We start from the raw sequence: 16,867 nt of genomic DNA on the forward strand, positions 1-16,867 counted from the left end.
CCCTAAACGCAACCGCCAAAAGGACGGCTGCTTACGGCTGACGCAACCTCATACCAGCAAGCGAAATGGAAAATACATTTTGAAAATCAGGAGATTAGGCAGCTTATCACCAGCAGCACGACCAGGAAATCTTTCAACGAAACCCGCAGCAGCTTCAGGGCGCGGGTGATGTGGTACTCCACGGCTTTGGGCGTAAGCTTCAGCCGCCCGGCGATTTCGGGCACCGTCTGGTGCTCAAACCGACTCAGCTGGAAAATTTCGCGGGTGTGGCTGGGCAAATGGGTCAGGCCCGCGTGCAGCGCCCCGGCCAGGTCGGTTGCGGCCAGTTCATTTTCAGTGCGGCGGTCGGCCTCCGTAACTAGCGTGCGGCAGTAGGCCGCGTAGTCATCGTGGGTGTAGCGGTTTTTTATCAGGTTGATAACCCGGAATTTTACGGCTGTGCCCAAATATTCGGGTAGCTTCTGAATGCTGGCCGCGTGTTCGCGCCGCTGCCAAAGGGCCGTAAAAATGTCCTGCACGATTTCCTCGGCCGCTTCGCGCGAGCCGGTTTTGCGACTGGCCTGCTCCAGTAGCAGCAGGCCGTAGCGCCGGTATATTTCGGCAAATGCGCCCTCGTGGCCCGCCGGCAGGGCGGCCAGCAGGTCCGTGTCGTCCCAGGCGGCCAACAGGCGCAACGACGGAACGGGGCGAGGAGCCATGGCATGCATGCCAGCAAGATAAGGCAAGCAGTACGACCAAGGTAGCGGTGTGCCCGCTAGGTGGCCAGTATTCGCACACGGAGCACAAAGAAAAAGCCACCCTTGCGAGGTGGCTTTTAGTAGTCCGTAGGGGAATCGAACCCCTGTTGGTAGAATGAAAATCTACTGTCCTAACCCCTAGACGAACGGACCGTTTTTCGTTTTGATGATGCAAAGGTACGGCGTGCTTGTTGCTACGCAAGCGGCAGACCAAAAAAAGCGCCGAATTAAGCAAAGGGTGCTGTTTTTCAGGGGAAAAGATTTTGGCGGGCCGGCCAGGGCGCATCGTTGGGGGAGGAAGGCAGGCTAAAATAAGGGGCATTACTTCGCCAATTGGCAGTCCGTAGGGGAATCGAACGGGGCGGGCTGCCGGGCCACGCGGCCAACCCGCGCCGGGCTGTTATCTTCGCCCCGCGTTTCAATGGCTGCCAGTGTGGGAGCCTGCCACCTATCTTTCTCTGTTTTTACTAATGGCAAAAATTAAAGTCGCCATCAACGGCTTCGGCCGCATTGGCCGTCTCACCTTCAAGTCGCTGCTGGGCCGCGACAACGTGGAAATCGTTGCTATCAACGACCTGACCGACAACAAAACGTTGGCCCACCTGCTGAAGTATGACTCTGTGCACGGTCGTTTCGACGGCACTGTGAGCTACGACGAGGAAAGCCTCACCGTGAACGGCGTGAAAATTGCCGCCCTCGCCGAGCGCGACCCCAAGCTGCTGCCCTGGGGCAAGATGGGCGTCGACGTGGTGCTCGAAAGCACCGGCCGCTTCGTGGACGAGGCCGGCGCGGGCCAGCACCTCACCGCCGGTGCCAAGAAAGTGGTGATTTCGGCTCCTGCCACCGGCAACATCCCGACCGTGGTACTGGGCGTGAACGAGGAAATCCTCAATGGCTCAGAAACCATCATTTCGAACGCCAGCTGCACCACCAACTGCCTGGCCCCGATGGCCAAGGTGCTCGATGACGCTTTCGGCATCGAGAAAGGCTACATCACCACGGTGCACGCCTACACCTCGGACCAAAACCTGCAGGATGCGCCCCACAAGGACCTGCGCCGCGCCCGCGCCGCTGCCTACAGCATCATCCCCACCAGCACCGGTGCGGCCAAGGCCGTGGGCCTGGTGCTGCCCACCCTGAAGGGCAAGCTCGACGGCCTGGCCATGCGCGTGCCCGTGCCCGATGGCTCGATGACCGACCTGACCGTTATCCTGAAAAAGGAAGTAACCAAGGAGGAAATCAACGCCGTGATGAAGGCCGCCGCCGATGGCCCGCTGAAAGGCATTCTGGAGTACACCACCGACCCGATTGTGAGCATCGACATCGTGGGCAACCCCCACAGCTGCATTTTCGACTCGGAGCTGACTTCGGCCAACGGTACGCTGGCCAAGGTAATTGGCTGGTACGACAACGAAACCGGCTACTCGACCCGCACCGCCGACCTCATTCAGAAGCTCGGCGAGCAGATGAACGGGTAGCCTTTCGATGTGAAAAGGCGCTGAAGGTGAAAATGTGCGCAACCGCGGATTTTCGGCGAAGCAACAAAAAAGCCTGCCAGATGGCAGGCTTTTTTGCTTCATATCCGTTCTCTGGCTATTCGTCACTTATGCTGCTCATTCTTCGTAGTGCCCATATCTACCCTCCACAGTAAAAAAAATTGGCCAAAACCTGCTTCATTCTGAACCCAAAAGCCGGCCCCAGCCAGCGCCACGACCTGCCGGCGCTGATTGCGCGCTATTTCGGCACGCGGGAGGCCGACTATGAAATCCGGCCGACCGCGTACGCCGGGCACGCCGTGGCGCTGGCCCGTGCCGCCGCCGCCGAAGGCTTCGCGATAGTAGCGGCCGTGGGGGGCGATGGCACCGTGAACGAGGTGGGCCGGGGGTTGCTGGGCACCGAAACGGCCCTGGGCATCATTCCGCAGGGCTCGGGCAACGGCCTGGCCCGCCACCTGAAGGTGCCGCTGGGCCTAGCCGCCGCGCTGCGCCGACTGGCCGCGCCCACGTTCAGCCGCATGGATGTGGGCGTTATCAACGGCCACGAATTCTTCTGCACGGCCGGGCTGGGGTTTGATGCGCACGTGAGCCAGCACTTCGCCCTGGCCGGCTCGCGCGGGCTGAGTACCTACCTGCAGGTGACGCTGCGCGAATACCGGCGCTACCAGCCAGTGCGCGTGCAGGCCAACCTCGATGGCCAGCAAGTGCGCACCAACTGCTACGTGCTGGCCTTTGCCAATGCCTCCCAGTACGGCAACAATGCCTACATCGCGCCCCGCGCCGACCTGCGCGACGGCCTGCTCGACGTGTGCCTGATTGATGACTTGCCGCCCCTGCGCGCCTTCCGGGTGAGCCTGGCCATGGCCCTGGGCAACCTGCCTCAAAGCAAGGCCGCCGAGTACTTTCGGGTGCCGCGCGGGCGCGTGGTGGCCGAAGCGCCCATCGGCTTCCACGTCGATGGCGATTACCTGGGCCATGCCACCGAGTTTGACGTGAGCCTGCTGCCGCTGGCGCTGGCCGTGGCGGTGTAAGCGTTTAAGTTGTCAGTTGCTCGTTGTCCGTTGTTAGCAACCTGATAAGTCGTACCCAACTCTAGCAACGGACTACTAGCAACTGCCAACTAATCAGCATGAAACAGAACCGCACCGGAGTCGTGTACTCGACCAATCCCGATTTCACTTACCAAGGCAACGAGCCGACGGAGGCCACCACGCTGCCACCCCAGCAGCAGCAGCTGCGCGTGCAGCTCGATAAGAAGCAGCGCGGCGGCAAGCAGGTGACGCTTGTAACGGGTTTCATGGGCACCGATGCCGACCTGCAAACTCTGGGCAAGCTCCTCAAAACCAAGTGCGGCGTGGGCGGCAGCGCCAAGGATGGCGAGGTGGTGGTGCAGGGCGATTTTCGCGATAAAGTGCTCGAAGTGCTATTGAAGGAAGGCTATAAAGCCAAAAAGGCCGGCGGGTAAGGTAGTGCAATGGATGGCAACTGGCTGGAGCCAGGGTGCCGGCAGACCGGCCATAAAACTGTTCAGCGAGCCTTGCTGGGCACTATTTAACCCCAAGCTCGAGCGCTATATCAGCCACCATAGATTAATCCCCCACTATTGCCGCCGCTCCGATGCACTTCTTTTTATCCCTGCTCCTGATTACCCTTCCCGAAGCCGCGCGCGACACGAGCTCTGTGCACGGTCGGGCCGAAGTAGCCGTAATCAACGGCGTACAATGGCTGAAGCTGGGCATCGAAACCGTAGGCGCGGCCATTATCGCGCTGGGCATCCTCAGCGCCGGTTGGCTGTTGCTGAAGGCGCTGCGCCGGCAGAAAACCGCCGATTTCACGGCCATTCGGCTAGCGCTGGCGCGCTACCTGGCGCTGGCACTGGAGTTTCAGCTCGGAGCCGATATCCTGAGCACGGCCATCGCCCCAAGCTGGGAGCAGATTGGCAAGCTCGGTGCCATTGCGGTTATCCGCACGGCACTCAACTACTTCTTATCGCGCGAGATGCGTGAGGAGCGGCACCAGGTTTCGCCCGAGGAAGAAACGGTAGAACGGGCTGATTGAGGCTGTAGCCTGAGTTCGGCGAGGTCGCGCAGCGCGTTATGTCAACTGCGCCGGTACGTGAACTCGCAGCGTCTGTGCTACACCCCCAGCCGGGCCCGCGCTTTTGCCACATCCTCGGGCGTGTCAATCCCGAAGGCATCCAGCTCCGTTTCGGCACAACGAATTTTATACCCCGCCTCCAGCCAGCGGAGCTGTTCCAGGCTCTCGGCGGCTTCGAGGGGCGACACGGGTAGGCGCGTGAGCCGCCCGAGCACCGCCGGCTGGTAGGCGTACAGGCCCAGGTGGCGCAGGTAGCGGTGGTGGGCCAGCCACTCGGCCTCGGGGCGGCTGCGCTGGTAGGGTAGAGGGTGGCGACTGAAGTACAGGGCGTGGCCCTGCGCGTCGAGCACCACTTTGGGCAGGTGCGGGCTGAACAGCTCCTCGGCCGAAACCACGGGCTTCACCAGCGTGGCAATGGTGGGCGCGGTGGCCGGAGTGGCGAACAAATCGGCCAGGGCGTTGATTTGAGCGGGGTGAATGAACGGCTCGTCGCCCTGAATATTGACGATGCAATGCACGTCGGCCGGTGCACCGAGCTGCTGGAAGGCTTCCCAGAGGCGGTCGGTGCCGCTGGGGTGGTCGGGGCGGGTGAGCACGGCCTCGCCGCCGAATTCCTGCACGTGGCGCAGGATGCGCTCATCATCGGTAGCCACCACTACCCGGGCCAGGTTGGCCTCGCGGGCTTGGCGCACTACCCGCTGAATCATGCTCTGGCCGCCGAGGTCGATGAGCGGCTTGCCGGGCAGGCGGGTGGAGGCGAAACGGGCGGGAATGAGGCCGAGAACCATGAGGCTGGGAGCAGGAAGTGGGGCGTGAGGAGCGGAATACTCTCCCGGATTGAATGCCAAAGAACGGGCTCGTGGCGAGTTGAAACGAGGTGCCGCCAATTCCCCGCCGGTTTTTGCGTTATTTTGCCTTGTCGGGCGGTGCGCCCGGTCCTCCCGGGCGTGGGAAAACGTGAATTTTGCAAGGCTACTATCATGACTGTATTTTTTTCGCTGCTGACGGTGCTGGCCCTGAACAGCCCCGGCCCCGGCAAACCCGGCCACGCCAAAGCCGCGCCTCCCGACTCTATTGGCCAGGAAATGCGGGGCGGCCAGCGCTTCGTGAAGCATCGCGTGGGCCCCGGCGAAACCCTCACTGCCCTCACGCGCCGCTACGGCGTGACCCTGGCCCAGCTCAACGCTGCCAACCCGCAGATTAAAAATGGCCTTGGCATCGGCCAGATTGTGTACGTGCCCCGGCCCGCCGCTGGCAAAGCCGGCGCGGCTGCCGCGCCGGCTAAAAGCCCCACCGCCAGCGCCGCGCCCGGTCCCGTGCCCGCCCGCTACACCGTGCGCAAGGGCGAAACCCTGTTTGGAATTGCTACCCGCTATCAGCTTTCGCCCGAGGAGCTGATTAAGCTGAACAAGCTGCCCGCCGCCGGCACCGTGCGCGCCGGCCAGCAGCTACTGCTGGCGGCTACGGAAGACGCCGCCGCCACGGCCAAAGCGGCTGCTCCCGTGCGTCCGGCCGAAACCGAGGCCGTGCCCGCCAGCAAAACACCCACCAGCCCGGCCCCCGACAAGCCCGCGCAGGTGGCAACCGTGACGCCCGCTCTGCCGGCCGACCACGAGGAGAAGAAGGACGAACGCGAGGAGAAGCCCACCCGCGCCGGCGAGTTGCTGGGCCGCGTGGTAGAAGCGGGCCTGGGCGCGCCCATCGAAAACAGCGTGACCGAGAAGTACCTGGCCCTGCACAAAACGGCCCCCGTGGGCACCATCATGCAGGTGAAAAACGCCATGAACGGGCTGTATGTGTATGTGCGCGTCATCGGCCGGCTGCCCAACACCGGCGAAAATAACAACATTCTGGTGCGCCTCTCGCCCCGTGCCGTGCAGAAGCTCGGCACCAGCGACTCGCGCTTTCGTGTCGAAACGAACTACATTCCGGAGTAGTAGCGACCGATTGAATTGATTGGATAAAAAGAACGTCATGCTGAGCTTGTCGAAGCATCTCTACCGCCATACTAAAATTGATTAGTTGCGCGGTAGAGATGCTTCGACAAGCTCAGCATGACGTTCGGCTTTTATTCGGTTCTGCACTCTTCCAAACGCTACCCATGAATATCCCCCAGCTCCGCCGCCAGCTTGATGCGCAGTATGCGCGCTACAACCGCCCGGAATTCATCGCCAACGACCCCATTCAAATCCCCCACCGCTTTACCCAGCGCCCGGATATTGAGATTGCGGGGCTGTTTGCGGCGCTACTGGCCTGGGGGCAGCGGCCCACCATCATCAACAAGTGCAATGAGTTGCTGCGCCGCATGGACGATGCCCCGCACCAGTTCATCACCCAGCACCAGGACGAGGACTTGAAGCGCCTGCTGGGCTTCTGCCACCGCACGTTCTGCGATACCGACCTGCTATACTTCGTGCATTTCCTGCGCGACTGGTACCGGCAGCACGACTCGCTCGAAACTGCTTTTCTGGTGGGCCACTCGCAGCGTGAGCGGCTTATCAACTTCCATAACCACTTTTTTAGCCTGCCCGATGCGCCGGCCCGCACCCGCAAGCACGTGGCCACCCCAGCCCGGGGCTCGGCCTGCAAGCGCGTGAACATGTACCTGCGCTGGCTGGTGCGCCGCGACGGCCACGGCGTGGACTTCGGCCTCTGGACCCGCCTCTCGCCCGCCGACCTCATCATGCCCATCGACCTGCACGTCGAGCGCCAGGCCCGCCCGCTGGGCCTGCTCACCCGCAAGCTCGTGGACTGGCAGGCCGCCGAGGAGCTCACCGCCAACCTGCGCCTGCTGGACCCCACGGACCCCGTGAAGTACGACTTCGCGCTGTTTGGGGCGGGGGTGGATAAGTAGCGTAAATCAGGAAAAAAGATGCAACGGAGCTTCGATTTTAGTGATGCTCAGCGACGGCGCGAACGTTTGGCAGGCTCATCCTCCGGGGTCAGTACCACGTTGTGTGTGCTGCTGATGGCGCTGCTGCTGGTGCGAAGCACTTCGTCGGCGAAGCACTTCGTCGGCGAAGTCAGCGTAGCCAAATTTGAGTGCTGTGCCAGCGGGTACGCTCAGGGTATAGTCGCCGGTGGCGTTGGTGGTGGTTACCAGCAGGGTACCGGGTGCCAGCACCGTCGCGCCGGGCACTGGCTGGCCTTCGGCATCGCTGACATGACCCTGGACGACCTGCATCATGGGCGTGTTTTTGGCCACCGGAACCGGGCTTGGGCTAGCGGTGGGTGCCGTAGTGCAGCCGGCTGGCAAGAGTGTTTTTTTCGGAAGCCGGGGAAAGACGTTCTAAGCGTGTATAAAAATGTAATCAGTTGGCCGCATTGGCCGTATTATTGCCCCGTTCTTTCTGAGCCGTCGGGTAGCCCCAGCCGATTCGAAACCGCTTGCTAATTGTCATTCCCCCGCTGGGGATTTATTCCCGCTGTTATCACGATGCCCCCAGAATTGTATCACCTCGTTTACCAGAGCTTTGCCACGCTGCCCATGAGCGAGCCCGAACTAGAGCGGGTACTGGCCCAGTCCCGGGCCTGGAACTCGGCTCACGGCCTCACCGGTATTCTGCTGTACAGCGACGGGGGTATAATGCAGGTGTTGGAGGGCGCGCGCAACGAGGTGCAAGCCATTTTTGCCCGCATTTCGCGCGATAACCGCCACGCTCACGTGGTGAAGCTCGCCGATGGCCCCATCAAGCACCGTCAGTTTGAGCAGTGGTCGATGGGATTTAAAGCTGTGAACCCCACCGATTTTGTTCAACTCAAGGGTTACCTCGACCCGGCCAACCCCATGCCCATGACCCCGGCCTCGGTGGCCGACGCTGGCCTGTATGCCATCCTGGCCGCCTTCGTAGCCGAAGACGTGATTCGGTTCTGACGCGCTGGTCGCTGTTGCTGCTACTGTCGCGAGGATACAGAAGCATCCCGCGAATCTTCCCGCCCGCTTAGCTTTTTACCTTCGTATCCTATTCTGAAATACCGCTAAGCGTACTTACTTGCTATTACCCCAACACTTTGAATAAAAAATCGGCTTTACCACCCTGCGCGAGCAGCTCGAAGCTAATTGCCTCTCGGCGCTCGGCCGGCACTACGTGGCCCGCATGGAGTTCCAGACTAAGCACGAGCCGCTGCTGAAGCTGCTGCAGCAAACCGATGAGTTTGCTTATCTGCTGCGCAGCGGGGCCGATTTTCCGGCTTCGCACTACCACGATGCCCAGGCGCACCTCAAGCGTGCTGGGCTGCAACTCGGGTCGCGCTTCAGTATGCGCTAAAGCAGCAACCTTTTTTTCATGGTGCAGCAACCTTTTGCGTTAGCACCCGGTCAGGCCAATTGAAACTGGCGTTATGCTGTTTGAGCGCCTTTTTGACTCCTATAATCACACCTTATAACTTTTTTCCGATGATGGTCCTTCCCCATTTGCGCCGGCTCCTCCGCGTGGTCGCGATGCTCGCCCTGCCCCTGGCAGTCAGTCAGTGCGGCGGCCGTGACAATCCCCGTCCGGCCGCACAAGCCACGTACTCGGCCCGGTTTTCCATCAGCGGCATCGGCAGCCAGCCCGGAGTCGATATGCCGCGGGTGGCGCTGGAACTCATGCCCTGCTCGCCGGTAAACGGCCAGTTAATCTCCACCAACTGCGGTCCCCGCAGCAGCAACCTGCTGGTGAACAACAGCGGCAGCTATTGGTACACGAGTAACCAGCCAACTACCACCACCGCCATCACCGGCGGCAGCAACCTCAGCGGCCAGACGCTCTACCTAATCATCAAGTTTGAAGGCGCGTATGGAGACCCCCCCGGCCCCAACGCGGTAGTCACGCTGGAGCTGCTGGGCCAGAGCGCCCCGAATCAACCCGTCCAAACGGTGCAGACTCTCGTCCTCACCGCAGCCGATGCCCAGCTGGCGGCCAACCGATACAACGACGGTGGCCTGGCCGACATCGATGTAATTAAGTACGTCAAGGTGGTGATTCCCTAAGCCGTGGTGATTCCCCAAGCCCAGGTGCTTGAACTGCGGATGCATGCCTCCCATCGGGCGTGGCAGGGTTTTCGTGCTTATGTTTAAGGTATCCCGCCCGGGATAGTCGGATAAAACCGCAGGAAATGAAACGGTAGTTTCTCACATTCCTTGGAAGTGAGGCAGTTTGAGTTGGACACACAGCAGCAACACCAGGCGGGTGAGAGCGGTACAGCTGCGCTGGCTACCCGCGCCTCGATGGTAACCGGCGGCTGGCTGGCCGGCGGGAGTGGTACCATGTCGTCGCAGGTGGTCACACGGTAGGCAAAATAGTTGGGCAGGCTGGAGCGGTGGAGCTTGCGGTAGCAGAATCGGTCATAGAAAGTGGGCAGAAAGGCTCAAGTAATCGGGCAGCAGTAAGCATCTGTTTAGTGTGTGCTCCGGTCAGACTGCCTGTGCGGTTTGACCGGAGAGTCCGGTTACTTTGCCTCATTACTTAGAGACTTGCTTTATAGTCTAATCCCCACGAATCTTTCGCCCCCGCCCGGCTGTTTACCTTCGCATCCCATTACCGAAAGACGACTTACTTGCTATTACCCCAACACTTCGAACAAAAAATCGGCTTCACCACCCTGCGCGAGCAGCTCGAAGCCAATTGCCTCTCGGCGCTCGGCCGGCACTACGTGGCCCGCATGGAGTTCCAGACCAAGCACGAGCCGCTGCTGAAGCTGCTGCAGCAAACCGATGAGTTCGCTTATCTGCTGCGCTCGGGGGCCGATTTTCCGGCTTCTCACTACCACGATGCCCAGGCGCACCTCAAGCGCGCCGCCCTGCCGGGGGCCTATCTCGACGTGGCCGCCTTCTTCGAAGTGAAGATGAGCCTGCGCACCATTCGGCAGGCGCTGAGCTTTTTCTCGGATGCCGACCCGGGCCTGTATCCTACGCTGCGGCTGCTGGGTATCGGCATTCAGGTCGACCGCAACCTGCTGGCCGCCCTGGACAAAGTAGTGGACGACGAAGGGGCCGTGCGCGACGATGCCTCGCCGCTGCTGCGCCAGATTAGGCAGGAGCTCATTGCCCGGCAGGGGCAGCTGCGCAAGCAGATTGCCGGCATCCTGCGCCAGGCCAAAAACGAGGGCTGGATTCCGTCCGATGCCGAGCCGACCATTCGCGGCGGGCGGCTGGTGCTGCCGGTTATCGCCGAGCACAAGCGCAAGGTGAAGGGCCTGATTCACGACGAGTCGGCCTCGGGCCAGACGGTGTACATCGAGCCGGAAGCCGTTTTTGAGCTCAACAACGACATCAAGGACCTCGACAACGCCTACCACCGCGAGCTGATTCGCATTCTCACGGCCCTTACCGACCAGCTGCGGCCCCACATTCCGGACCTGCGCAAGGCCTATTCCTATCTGGGGCTGATTGACTTTATTCGGGCCAAGGCGCGGCTGGCCGTCACGCTCGGTTGCCAGCTGCCGGTGCTGCACAACAAGCCCCTGCTGAAGTGGCACGGCGTGCGCCACCCGCTGCTACAGCTCGCTTTTGCCCAGCACAAGCGCGACAACGGCGACCCGCGCGAAGTGGTGCCGCTGGATTTGGAGCTGAACCACGAGCAGCGCATCCTCGTCATCTCCGGCCCCAACGCCGGCGGCAAGTCCGTGAGCCTGAAAACCGTGGGCCTCGTGCAGTTCATGCTGCAAATGGGCCTGCTGATTCCGTGCGCCGACAACTCCGAAGCCGGCGTGTTTGAGGATATTTTCCTGGACATCGGCGACGAGCAGAGTTTGGAAAACGACCTTTCGACCTACTCCTCGCACTTGCTGGCCATGAAGCAGTTTATGCTGCTGGCCGGCAAGAAAAGCCTGGTGCTGATTGACGAATTCGGCACCGGCACCGAGCCCAGCCTGGGCGGGGCCATCGCCGAAGCCGTGCTCGACCAGCTAAATAAAGCGCGGGTTTACGGCGTTATCACGACGCACTACACCAACCTGAAGAACTTCGCCGAGCGCACTCCGCACCTCGTGAACGGAGCCATGCGCTACGACCCCGAGAAGCTGCAGCCGCTCTACCGCCTCGAAGTGGGCAAGCCGGGCTCGTCGTTCGCCATCGAAATTGCCCGCAAAATCGGCCTGCCGAAGGAAGTAGTGGAGCGCGCCACCCAACTCGTGGGCAAGGACAAAATCCGCTACGACCAGCTCCTCGAAGGCCTCGAACGCGAAAAAACCGAGCTCGAAACCCGCACTGCCGAGGCCGCCAAGGCCGAAAAGCGCCTCAAGCGCGCCGCCCAGGAATACCAGGACCTCAAGCAGCACATCGAAGACACCCGGCTCGAAACCCTGCGCACCGCCAAGCAGCAGGCTAAGGCCCTGTTGGTGAATACCAACCAGCAGATTGAGGCCACCATCGGCGAAATCCGGCGCGGCAACGCCGACAAGGAAGTGAACAAGGCCGCCCGCGAGAAGCTCGACACCTTCGTGCGCCAGGAGCTGCACATCGAGCCGCCCAAGCCCAAAGCCACCCGCGAGCGCGCCGAGGCCGGCGACCTCAAGCCCGGCGACAAAGTGGCCCTTTTTGGCCAGGACGGCTACGGCGAGGTGGTGAGCGTGAAAGGCCAGACCGCCGAGGTGCTGTTCGGGGGCATGAAAACGCTGACCAAGCTCAGCCAGCTCGAAAAGCTGGGCCGGGCCGAAATTCGCGAGCGGGAGCAGGCCGCCAAAGCCACCAAGTCGCGGCTGAGCGGCGGTAGCACCGGCGGCGGCAACGGCGTGAACATCACCGACCGCATGGCCGGCTTCAGCCCCACGCTCGATTTGCGCGGCGAGCGTGCTGAAGATGCCATCACCAAAACCATGAGCTTCGTGGACGACGCCGTGATGCTGGGCATGCCTGAAATCAAATTCCTGCACGGCCGCGGCAACGGCGTGCTGCGCCAGGTGGTGCGCGACTACCTCCGCTCGCAGCGCGCCGTGGCCAGCGTGGCCGACGAGCACGCCGACCGCGGCGGCGACGGCGTTACCATTGCCGTACTGAAGTAGCCGCCGCGGCCTCGCGGTGCCGCTAAAGTCTCTTCTTAAGAAGGTAAACCCAGGTCTGGATAAGGCCTGGGTTTGTTTTTGGGCGGGTTTTAAGCGTTGATAGCACGCCATACCCGGGCGCTGGAAAGTCGGATAAACGCAAAAATTGGTTAATTGGCGCTAACCGCGTGGTGTATGTTTGCTCCGCTTCCCGAAAGCCGCGCAGTCGCGCCCGGCGCAAGCAGCCACCATTCCCCCACTTTTTAGCTGCATGAACTCCCCAACCAACCGTCCGTCTGTTACGCAAACGTCCGCCGCTTTTATTGGCGCTTCCTGGGTGGCCCTGCTCGTGGGCTTTGCCGCTTTCAACATTGGCCTCTGGAATGCTCCGATGGCCCTGAACGAGAAGGGCTACTACTTCACGGTGCTGATGTACGGCCTGTTTGCCGCCATTTCGGTGCAGAAGAGCGTGCGCGACCGCCTCGAAGGCATCCCGGTTACCAACCTGTACTATGGTATCAGCTGGGTGTCGGTGCTGCTCACGGTGCTGCTGCTGACCGTGGGCCTCTGGAATGCCACGCTCACCCTGAGCGAGAAAGGCTTCTACGCCATGGCCTTCGTGCTGAGCTTGTTTGCCGCCATTGCCGTGCAGAAAAACACGCGCGATACGCTGAAGCAGGAGTCCGTTGAGTTAGAACCCATCGCCTAATCGCGGTAGCCAAACTCCCTGATGGAAACGCGTTACGGGGCCGCCCTACGCCAGCTACCCCTGGCCCTGATGTACGCCCGCTTCGCGCTGGGCCTGGTGCTGCTGGCGCTGGCATGGCTGGGCGTGGCGCACTTCGCTGCCCTGGCCGTGGTCCTGATTTCGGCCGGCCTGCTCACCGATATTTTCGATGGCATTGTAGCCCGGCAGCTGGGCGTGTCGACGGAAAAGCTGCGCCGGCTCGATTCCACGATTGACCAGGTTTTCTGGGCTTCGGTGGTGGGGGCTACTTGGCTGGCCTGCCCTGGGTTTTTCCGGCAGCACGCCGCGCAGCTGCTGGCCCTGCTGGCGCTGGAAGCGCTGACCTACGTGGTGTGCTACCTGAAATTTCGCAAGGAAATTGCCACGCACTCGTGGGCGGCCAAAGCCTGGGTACTGGTGTCGTTTGCCGCGCTTCTCCAGCTTGTTTCGAGCTGCGAGGCGGGCGGGCTGTTCGAAGTATCCTTCTACCTCGGCGTACTGAGCCGGCTCGAAATTGTGGCCATCATCCTGCTGCTGCGCCAGTGGACCAACGACGTGCCCACTGCCTGGCACGCTGCCCAGCTGCGGCGGGGCAAGCCCATAAAGCGGTACAAACTATTCAATGGGTAAAAATAAAAAAAACCGTTTCTGATGCAGAAACGGTTTTTTCGTTAGTAGGCAACCAGCTGAATGAAAATATACTTTGAAATACAAAGTTCTTTAAAATACATTTGTCCAGTTCCTGATACCTGGGTTTTGCTGCCGGCCGCATTGCGTGGCCGGGCGGGAGTGCCTGTGCCTTTTCCTCACCCTCTTCCGGCAGTTCTCTGCCCCTCAACCCATGCAAAGCCTGCGCACTCCCAAATGGATTTTTCTGGCCAGCACCGCGCCGCTGCTGGTGTACCTGCTGATTTGCGCTGGCGAGTTTTCGGTTATTAAGACCCTGCTGCCGACGGCCAGCGTGGGGGAGTGGCGAGCGTTTGGGGCAGTGCTGGGGCTGCTGGGCCTGGGTGGGGCGGGCTACGCGGGCGGGCAGCTGGCACGTCGGCAGCCGGTGGGCGGCTGGTACAGCGTGGTGGCGCTGCTGGCTTTCAGCCTGTGGCTATGCCTGCTCACCTGGCACGCTGATGAGCTGCTGCCCCGCAGCGTGCCCGCCTGGATGGTGCCCACCAACCCCATCCTCATGGCCTGGACTTTCCTGATGCCCACGCTGGCCCACGCCATGCTGGCGCTGGTGGCCAAGTTTACGCCCGACGACCAGCCGCAGCAGGCGGCCCCCAACATCCTCCTCGCGGTGGTGGTGCCGATGGGCTGGGGCTTGGTGTTTGAGGTGCTGAAGTGGGTGGAACTCCTGCTGGGCAGCATGAGCCCCGACGTGTACACCGGGCCGACGCACTGGGAAACGGCCGGTACGGTTATCCTCGCGGTGGCGCTGGTGCTGGGCACGCTCAGCTTCTTTTTCTTTCTCACGCGGGCGCTGTTCATCGTCTCGCGCCGCCGCGAGCGGAGTTGGGCCGATGGCGGCCTGGTCTGGAAAGTGGTGGTCACCATCGGGCTGCCGCTGCTGGGGCTGGGAGTGAATAACGGCTTGTTTTTCGGGCAGGGCTTCCGCGAGGCCAACGGCATTTTCGGCAACTTCAGCAGTCCTTGGTTTTATGGGCTGGCCATTCTGAACGGGGTGCTGCTGTGCCTGCCCGACAGCGGCCGGCCCGGGCTGCGGCTGGCGCAGCTGCTGGGTCGCAGTGCGCTGTTCGGCTTCACGTTTTACTTTTTCCTGGTGTTTCTGCCGTTTCTGCCGCTGGCCATTCCAGCCATCATTCTCATTGGGGTGGGGTTTCTGCTGCTGGCTCCGCTGCTGCTGTTTGTGGTGCATGTGCGCCAACTGAGCGACGACGTGGCCGCGCTGCGCACCGTGTACCCGGCGCGGCTGGTGGCCACGGCGCTGGTGGCTGGGCTGGCGGTGCTGCCGCTCTACTTCACGGGGAGCTTCTGGCACCGGCGGCGGGTATTGCACGAGGCCCTGGCCTACGTCTACACGCCTGACTATACCCAGCTGCCGCACGTCGATGCCCCGGCGCTGGCAGCCACGCTGGCCCAGGTGCGGCAGAACAAGGACCGGAACCAGGAGCTGTTCTTCGGCTCGCAGCAGCCCTACCTATCCACCTTTTTCAACTGGCTGGTGCTTGATAACCTGATGTTGTCGGAGCACAAAATCAACGAGCTGGAGCTGGTGTTCGTCGGCACCGTGCCCGACCCGGATTACCTGGCCAGGAATAGATTCAACCCCGCTTCGGGTACCGCCCACCGCTTCTCCGGGGCCGACCTCGACGGCGCCAGCGACCCGGCCCCCGACCCCGAGGCCCCCCAGCTGCGCCGCGCCGCCGTCCGCAGCACCTACGATGCCCGACAGCAGGCCTGGGTTAGCTGGGTCGACCTGGAAGTGGTCAACCGCAACCCCAGCTACCAGAATCGCGAGTACAGCACCGCCATCCGGCTGCCCGAAGGTTGCTGGGTGGGCGACTACACCCTCACCATCGGCAACCGGCAGGAGCACGGTATCCTGGCCGAGAAGAAGGCCGCCACCTGGGTCTTTGCTCAGATTCTGAGCGAAAACAGTTCCCGCGACCCCGGCCTGCTGGCCTACCGGGGCCCCAATGAAATTGCCGTGCGCGTCTACCCCGTGTCGGGGGGCGAGGCGCGCCGCACCAGCATCCAGTTCCTGCACAAAGAGCCCTGCACCCTGACTGTGGACGGCCGCCCCCTGGCCCTGGGCGATAGCGCCGCCGCCCCGCTCACCGCGCCCATTAGTGTGCCCGGCAGCGGCGTAGCCTACCTGAGCGGCGCGGCCAAGCTGCGGCTGCCACTGGTGCAGCGCCGGCCCTACTATCAGTTTTTGCTGGATGCTTCGGCGGGCCAACCCGCGCCGGTGAAGGCATTCCGCGCGCGCCTGGCGCGCCAGCTGGCCCAGTCGCTGCCCAACGGTGCGCCGGCCCGCTTTAGCCTGGTGAATGCCGCTACCACGCCCGTGCCCGCGGGCACCAGCTGGGCCGAGGCCTTGGGTACAGCATCCGGCACCGGCGGCTTCTACCTCGGTGGGGCCATTCGGCGGGTGTTGTTTGCGGCGCAGGAGCACCCCAGCGCTACTTACCCCGTGCTGGTGGCGGTGACGGACGACTTCAACAATGCCGTGCTGGATGCGGATTTTGAGGATTTCCGTAGTGCCTACCCCGAAAGCGACGTGTTCTACGTGCTGGGTTCCGACGGCCGCCTCGTGCCGCACTCGCTGCGCCACGCGCCCCGGCAGCCGCTTTCTCCAGCTGCGGCCGCCGCGTTGCCCGCCCCGGGTGCCCCCGCGCGGGTGCGCGCCTGGCCCGATGCCGCCCACCCGCGCGCCTACCTGGCCGCCACCGCCGAGGCTGCCGTGGTTGTAACCGGCCGGCCCACTGTGCATACGGCCGATGCCCCGGCGGCCAGCCGCTGGCTCGCGGGGCTGCGACTGCGCGGCTACGGCCAGTGGCAAAGCTTCCACCCCGAAATCACCGACCGCGAGCGGGTGCCGTTTATTCAGGCCAGCTTTCGGGCGGGTATTCTGACCCCTTTCACCTCCTTCCTGGCCCTTGAAAACGACGCTCAAAAAGCCGCGCTGCACCGCAAGCAGGAACAAACCCTGGCCGCCAACGCCTCGCTCGACACCGTGGAAAGTGAGAATTCGGCTCCCACTGCCACGCCCATCGACAGCGGCGCACTGCTGCTGCTGGCGGCCGGGCTGCTGCTGGCCGGCTGGCATCTGCGGCGTTCGCGGGGCGCGGCCCGGGTCCTGCATTCGTAACCGTGAGCCGGCAATGCAT

General features: G+C 62.5%; 16 protein-coding genes and 1 tRNA gene. 13 read left to right on the forward strand and 4 right to left on the reverse strand.

The features are described 5' to 3' along the window. Positions 1-86: 86 nt before the first annotated feature. Both ABIB44_RS17380 and ABIB44_RS17385 read right to left on the reverse strand, forming a co-directional pair. On the reverse strand, positions 87-698 hold the full coding sequence (locus tag ABIB44_RS17380; protein WP_354585942.1) for an RNA polymerase sigma-70 factor: 612 nt from the start codon (positions 696-698) through the stop codon (positions 87-89). Positions 699-818: 120 nt separating this feature from the next. Beyond that, positions 819-890, reverse strand: a tRNA-Glu gene (locus tag ABIB44_RS17385). Between the two features lie 317 nt (positions 891-1,207). Here ABIB44_RS17385 and gap point away from each other — a divergent pair. The 4 genes from gap (at position 1,208) to ABIB44_RS17405 (ending at position 4,291) form a co-directional block, all read left to right on the forward strand. After that, on the forward strand, positions 1,208-2,215 hold the full coding sequence (gene gap / locus ABIB44_RS17390; protein WP_354585943.1) for a type I glyceraldehyde-3-phosphate dehydrogenase: 1,008 nt from the start codon (positions 1,208-1,210) through the stop codon (positions 2,213-2,215). 179 nt (positions 2,216-2,394) lie between these two features. Continuing rightward, complete coding sequence (locus tag ABIB44_RS17395) at positions 2,395-3,264, forward strand: diacylglycerol/lipid kinase family protein (protein WP_354585944.1); 870 nt, start codon at positions 2,395-2,397, stop codon at positions 3,262-3,264. 98 nt (positions 3,265-3,362) lie between these two features. Further along, entirely contained in the window at positions 3,363-3,698 is a 336-nt protein-coding gene (locus ABIB44_RS17400; protein ID WP_354585945.1) for a translation initiation factor, read from the forward strand. 152 nt (positions 3,699-3,850) lie between these two features. Then, positions 3,851-4,291 (forward strand): DUF1622 domain-containing protein, encoded by a 441-nt coding sequence (locus tag ABIB44_RS17405; RefSeq protein ID WP_354585946.1) that lies wholly within the window; start codon positions 3,851-3,853, stop codon positions 4,289-4,291. Between the two features lie 77 nt (positions 4,292-4,368). Here the strand turns inward: ABIB44_RS17405 and kdsB are convergent, their stop codons facing one another. Then, positions 4,369-5,118 (reverse strand): 3-deoxy-manno-octulosonate cytidylyltransferase, encoded by a 750-nt coding sequence (gene kdsB / locus ABIB44_RS17410; RefSeq protein ID WP_354585947.1) that lies wholly within the window; start codon positions 5,116-5,118, stop codon positions 4,369-4,371. A 192-nt stretch (positions 5,119-5,310) separates the two neighbouring features. On the opposite strand from kdsB, the gene ABIB44_RS17415 reads away from it, so the two are divergent. Then, positions 5,311-6,267 carry a LysM peptidoglycan-binding domain-containing protein gene (locus tag ABIB44_RS17415; protein WP_354585948.1) on the forward strand — a complete coding sequence of 319 codons (957 nt, stop codon included), beginning with the start codon at positions 5,311-5,313 and terminating at the stop codon, positions 6,265-6,267. A gap of 164 nt (positions 6,268-6,431) precedes the next feature. Further along, a complete protein-coding gene (locus ABIB44_RS17420; RefSeq protein ID WP_354585949.1) occupies positions 6,432-7,184 on the forward strand; it encodes a TIGR02757 family protein in 753 nt (250 codons plus the stop codon). Between the two features lie 75 nt (positions 7,185-7,259). On the opposite strand, the gene ABIB44_RS17425 is transcribed toward ABIB44_RS17420, so the two are convergent. Then, the gene (locus ABIB44_RS17425) at positions 7,260-7,517 is read right to left on the reverse strand and encodes a carboxypeptidase-like regulatory domain-containing protein (RefSeq protein ID WP_354585950.1); all 258 of its coding nucleotides are present in this window, start codon (positions 7,515-7,517) and stop codon (positions 7,260-7,262) included. A gap of 249 nt (positions 7,518-7,766) precedes the next feature. On the opposite strand from ABIB44_RS17425, the gene ABIB44_RS17430 reads away from it, so the two are divergent. The 7 genes from ABIB44_RS17430 to ABIB44_RS17460 all read left to right on the forward strand — a co-directional run bounded on the left by ABIB44_RS17430 (position 7,767) and on the right by ABIB44_RS17460 (position 16,848). After that, positions 7,767-8,204, forward strand: coding sequence for a BLUF domain-containing protein (locus ABIB44_RS17430; protein WP_354585951.1), 438 nt, complete (start codon positions 7,767-7,769; stop codon positions 8,202-8,204). A gap of 223 nt (positions 8,205-8,427) precedes the next feature. Continuing rightward, positions 8,428-8,598, forward strand: coding sequence for a hypothetical protein (locus ABIB44_RS17435; RefSeq protein WP_354585952.1), 171 nt, complete (start codon positions 8,428-8,430; stop codon positions 8,596-8,598). Positions 8,599-8,726: 128 nt separating this feature from the next. After that, on the forward strand, positions 8,727-9,302 hold the full coding sequence (locus tag ABIB44_RS17440; protein ID WP_354585953.1) for a hypothetical protein: 576 nt from the start codon (positions 8,727-8,729) through the stop codon (positions 9,300-9,302). A gap of 566 nt (positions 9,303-9,868) precedes the next feature. Next, a complete protein-coding gene (locus tag ABIB44_RS17445; protein WP_354585954.1) occupies positions 9,869-12,313 on the forward strand; it encodes an endonuclease MutS2 in 2,445 nt (814 codons plus the stop codon). A gap of 250 nt (positions 12,314-12,563) precedes the next feature. Beyond that, complete coding sequence (gene yiaA, locus ABIB44_RS17450; protein WP_354585955.1) at positions 12,564-13,001, forward strand: inner membrane protein YiaA; 438 nt, start codon at positions 12,564-12,566, stop codon at positions 12,999-13,001. Positions 13,002-13,022: 21 nt separating this feature from the next. Further along, positions 13,023-13,649 (forward strand): CDP-alcohol phosphatidyltransferase family protein, encoded by a 627-nt coding sequence (locus tag ABIB44_RS17455; protein ID WP_354585956.1) that lies wholly within the window; start codon positions 13,023-13,025, stop codon positions 13,647-13,649. Positions 13,650-13,860: 211 nt separating this feature from the next. Then, positions 13,861-16,848: an MSEP-CTERM sorting domain-containing protein gene (locus tag ABIB44_RS17460; protein WP_354585957.1), complete on the forward strand. Its 2,988-nt coding sequence runs from the start codon at positions 13,861-13,863 to the stop codon at positions 16,846-16,848. Positions 16,849-16,867: the final 19 nt, after the last annotated feature.

Origin of the sequence: Hymenobacter sp. UYCo722 (genome assembly GCF_040547115.1) — a bacterium.
Lineage (GTDB): Bacteria > Bacteroidota > Bacteroidia > Cytophagales > Hymenobacteraceae > Hymenobacter.